The organism is uncultured Thiodictyon sp. (genome assembly GCF_903828115.1).
Classification (GTDB): Bacteria; Pseudomonadota; Gammaproteobacteria; order Chromatiales; family Chromatiaceae; genus Thiodictyon.
In genome coordinates, this window is record NZ_CAIKKU010000169.1 from 1 (window position 1) to 4,973 (window position 4,973).

Below are 4,973 nucleotides of genomic sequence, written 5' to 3' on the forward strand. Positions count from 1 at the left end.
GACTGCGGCGGCGAGGTTTCCCTGATCGCGACGGGCGGCGACCGCGACCCGATCATGCACCACAAGTTCTGTGTCATCGACCGCGCGACCGTCATCATCGGGTCCTACAACTGGACCAGGCGGGCGCAGGCCAACGACGAGAGCATCACCGTCATCGCCGCCGGTGACGACGACCTTGAGACCGGCATCGCCGCCGACTACCTCAACGCCTTCGACGCCCTCCTGGCCAAACACGGTCAAAGCACCCCGGCCATCGACCAGGCCCAACTGCGCCGTCGTCTGGAGATCGTCCGCAACCTCCTGTTGCTCGACGAGTGGGACAGCCTCACCCCGCAACTCGACAAGCTCCGCCCCGCGGGTGCCGCGGCCCGTCTCGAACCCCTGTTCACTGCCCTGCAAGGCCGCGACACCGCCACGGCACTGACCTGGATCGACGATTACCTCCAGCGCGCCACGGCCCTGACCATCGCCACAGACCAGGAAATCGCCGATCTGCGCCTAACCCTGCGCGGCCTGGAATATCAGGTCACCGCCCTGTCCGACGACAAGGCCGAGATCGAGCGGTTGATTCATGCCTTTTCGCTCCGCACCAGTCACGAGATCGGCGACCTGATCACCCGCTACCTGGAGCTACGCGCCGACAAGCTCCGCCGCCAGGCCGCGGTCGAGCGGGAGACCGCGGCGGAGGCCGACAGCGCCCGCGCCGACTACGAGGACTACCGCGAGGCCAACGAGACCGCCCGCGACACCCCGGCGCCCCCGCAACTCCCGCCCGACGACCTCAAGGAACTCAAACGCCTCTATCGACAGGCCAGCCAGAAATGCCACCCGGACAAGGTGGACGCGGCCGACCGCGACCACGCCAACCGGCTCTTCGTCCAACTCCAGGCCGCCTATCGCAACAACGATCTGGGCGGCGTGCGCGCCATCCATGCCGCGGTGCGCGAGGGACACCTGTTCGTCGACCGCTCCCTGACCCTGACCGAGGCCGAGTCACTGGGTCACGCCATCACGGTACTGCGCCGCGACCTGGACCAGTTGGCCGCCCAGGTCCACCAACTGCACCGCGCCGACACCTACCGCACCCTCAAGGACCTGACCGACTGGGACGCCTACTTCACCGAACAGCGGGTTGCGCTGGAACAGGCCATCGAACAATTGGAAGCGGAGCTTGCCGAGCATGAGCGAGACGCCTGAATCCAACCCCGGCGCACTGGTTGTCAGTAGCCCCAAGGCGCTGGTCATTGCCAACCGGCAGTTGCGGATTGCCGGACAGACGCTTGCGCGGATCGAGCGGGAGCGGTATATCGAGTTCTTTGCGACGCATCCGCAGGCGTCGCGGGCCTTTGTTGAGGCGGTCTCACGGCATTATCCATGTTGCGAAGCGATGATCGATCCCTACGCCGACCTGTGGCAATGGGAGTCTCTTAGCAAGAGCCAAGTGCTGCCCTGGAGCGAAGCACTGATTGAGCGCTACGCGGATCGATGGGATTGGCACTCTCTCAGTCAGAACGCTTTACTGCCCTGGAGCGAAGTGCTGATTGAGCGCTACGTCGACTCGTGGGACTGGTCTTGCGTCAGTCGCAACATGGCTTTACGCTGGAACGATCTTCTCATAGACACCTTTTTTGAACGCTGGGACTGGGTGGAGCTCAGCGGCAACGAAGCGCTGCCCTGGAGTGATAGACTTATTGCTTCCTACTCCGAAATGTGGGATTGGGAGCAGTTAAGCGAAAACGAAAATCTTCCTTGGGCATGCGATCTTGTTGATCAGTATGCCGATTTGTGGACTTGGGGACTCTTAAGTAAGAATGGAGCTATACCCTGGACCGAAGCGTTTATTGAACGCCATGCGCATCGTTGGGATTGGAACTGTTTGAGCGAGAATATGGGTCTCCCCTGGGGCGAAGCGTTGATTCATCGTCACGAGGAGCGATGGAACTGGGCCAGACTCAGTTGCAATGAGGCATTGCCTTGGACAGAAGCGTGGCTAGAGCGCTACGTCGATCGCTGGGATTGGGGACTCTTGAGCGAGAACAGAGCCCTCCCGTGGAGCGAGGCCCTAGTTCGTCGCTACGAGGAGCGATGGGTCTGGTGGATTCGGCGCGATATGTTCTACTTACCGCTGGAAGGATGTGACCCTTTCTATATGCGGCGTTATCACGACCGCTGGTACGATTCGCTCAGCTCAAACGAAAGTTTGCCTTGGAGCGAAGAATTTATCGAGTGTTACGCGCATAATTTGGATTGGAAGGTTTTGAGCAAGACTCAGGGATTGCCTTGGAGTGACAGGCTGATCGCGCGTTATGCCGAGTCCTGGGATTGGCAGTGGCTGAGCCGAAACTGCGCATTGCCTTGGAGCGACTCGCTTCTCGACCGTTACGCGGACAGATGGGACTGGCGCAGCCTCAGCGCTAATGCAGCCCTTCCGTGGAACGAAGCGTTGCTGGAGCGGTACGCCGATCGGTGGTATTGGGACGGCATTGCACTCAACGCTTTGCCCAAGATTCTCGCTCGTTGGCCCGAGGCTTCCATCCGCGCGGTAATGGATCGAATAGTTTCCAGGGAAGGGAGATCGCCAATGCGGGAAATCGACAGGAAGGCCAAGGAACTACTGAACCGCGCCAAGGAGCGGAGCAAGGCCCGCCTGTCCGCCCAGCAGAATCCTTCGGACTCACCGGCGAAAGAGAAGCAGAGCAATACAGGGATGTCTATAACCCGACCTCGGAGCGCTTCAATGAGTCCACAACAGGTAATGCTGCTAAATCGCTTGGTGAGACCGAGACTCAAGATATTTGGCCCGCTACCGCCGAACGAATCCTGGAAGACGCCGATTCTCGAAGAACTGGAGCAACTGCAAGAGCTGGCGGTGGAGAGCGACGGGAAGGAAGCGGGATCGCGGTGGGACGACGTAATCTCGCTGGTACGGGAGTGGCGAACGGATCGGGACGCGCTGATTCGGGCGCTGGAAGGATGAGCCAAGACGTAATATGCTCAGATCAACGAAGAGGTTGCAGGATATGGGTTACCAGAATCGACGGGTGCAAAGTCCTCGGCGTCGACCTGTACCAGACGGACAACTGGCCTTTGCTTTTGACGCCGCCGCCGCCACCGTACCGGAATGGCACGCCCTCGCTCGCGCCCAACTCGCCGACAACTTCTGCATCGGTTGTCGTGCCGTTCCGTCGGCGAACTGCGCTGAGGATTGACCCACGCGCACTAGCAGGTCCCACAGGACACTGACAACACACGACTCGGTTACCCCGGCCCTTGGGCGTGGGCGTACTGGTGGGACAGTGAGCGGGTCATGGGACGTTGCCAGGGCGGCGCCTTGGACCATGACATGTGGGTCAACGCTAGGCCGTCACGGTGCGCCCCTGGGGCCGCTCAATGCCGGCGGGCGCATGGTCATTGCGCCCGAGCAGTCTCTAGGTTCTCGCCGAACCGTCCTCCAACAACAATCTGCAAGTCCACCAGCAGGATCTCTTGGAACATGGCGTTAGATCAAGAATCAGAACATCTATGCTTGCGCTAGTCTTGTGGTATGCTTGCGTTTGCAAGCATAGTACAGGAGCCCGCAAGCATGACCGAGAAAAGCCCGAACTCTGCCGGTGGCATCGCACGCGCCGAGAAATTGTCTCCCGAAGAACGGTCGCAGATCGCCCAGACGGCTGCGGCGGCCCGTTGGGGTATCCCAAGAGCCACACACCGCGGGGAGATCGTGATCGGGGATACCCGAATCCCTTGCGCCGTTCTTGATAACGGGAGACGGGTCTTGACGGAGAACGGCATCACCAACGCTCTGCTTGGATCGCGCAGCGGGGCATCGAAAAGGCTGAAAAAATCGCAACTTGAAGCAGGTGCCCCTGTTCCCCTGTTTTTGGCGCCAGACAGGCTTAAGCCATTCATTTCTCAAGAAGTTATGGATGGGCCCCTCGCGCCGGTTCAGTACCTTGACGGGACAAGAACGGTCACCGGGTATGATGCAACGGTTCTTCCTGCTGCCTGCGAAATCTGGCTTCGAGCGAGAGACGCGGGGGCCTTGCAGGCGCAGCAGATAGAAAAGGCGCAGCAAGCTGACATACTGATGCGCGGCTTGGCCCATGTTGGCGTCGTCGCGTTGGTCGACGAAGCTACCGGATACCAAGAGGTTCGCGACCGGATGGCGCTCCAGGCGATCCTGGATAAATTCTTGCGCACCGAGTTCGCTGCCTGGGCTAAGCGTTTCCCTGACGAGTTCTACAAAGAGATGTTCCGCCTGAAAGGCTGGGGTTACAACCCGCTGTCTGTTGCACGTCCTGGCGTAGTCGGTCGATATACAACGGATGTTGTGTATGAGCGTCTCGCTCCGGGGATCGTGGAAGAATTGGAAAGGATCAACCCGAAGAATGACCGCGGTAATCGGCGTACTAAGCACCACCAATGGCTCTCAGAAGATATCGGGCACCCCGCCTTGGCGCAGCATATTCATGCGGTCATCGGATTTATGCGCGCGTCCGCATGCTGGGATGACTTCATCCGCCTGTTGGATCGCGCATTTCCGAAGAAGGGCCATACAATACCTATGCTGCTTGAATGAAGATTGCTCTAACATTCCGTCTTAAGAGACTGAAGTTTTAAGCTTTTCCAGGGGGGTGCCAGAGGGGCGGGGGTTAGCGCTGGAGGGCTTTTCCGGGGGGGGTTGCCCAAATCCGGCCAAACCCTGCCAAAACTCCCGGCCCCAAGTGCTTGGCCCTGGACAGCTTTCGGAACCCGGAAAAGAGGTGGTTAGCGTATGAATATTTTCCCACACCTACATCCCTGTCACATGCGGGTAGAAGACTTTGCCGCAGTAAGTACCTCAAGTGAAATAACTGTAGATCTATATCAGCAGTGAGAGAATTGGATTCTGTACTTTCCGCCAAATGAGCCGATTATTTCTGTAAGCGCCTCGTCGAGAGATGCCATGTTGGCGTATGCCCAGTTCGGAATCC

General features: G+C 59.3%; 3 protein-coding genes. All 3 read left to right on the forward strand.

Going from position 1 to position 4,973, the window contains the following annotated elements; all coding sequences use genetic code 11:
- Window positions 1-1,197 (forward strand): phospholipase D-like domain-containing protein (locus tag QZY48_RS06035; protein ID WP_295429017.1); only part of this gene is annotated, 1,197 nt, incomplete at its 5' end.
- Complete coding sequence (locus QZY48_RS06040; protein WP_295429020.1) at window positions 1,181-2,977, forward strand: hypothetical protein; 1,797 nt, start codon at window positions 1,181-1,183, stop codon at window positions 2,975-2,977. The genes QZY48_RS06035 and QZY48_RS06040, both read left to right, overlap by 17 nt.
- A 606-nt stretch (window positions 2,978-3,583) precedes the next feature.
- The gene (locus QZY48_RS06045) at window positions 3,584-4,579 is read left to right on the forward strand and encodes a P63C domain-containing protein (RefSeq protein WP_295429022.1); all 996 of its coding nucleotides are present in this window, start codon (window positions 3,584-3,586) and stop codon (window positions 4,577-4,579) included.
- Window positions 4,580-4,973: the final 394 nt, after the last annotated feature.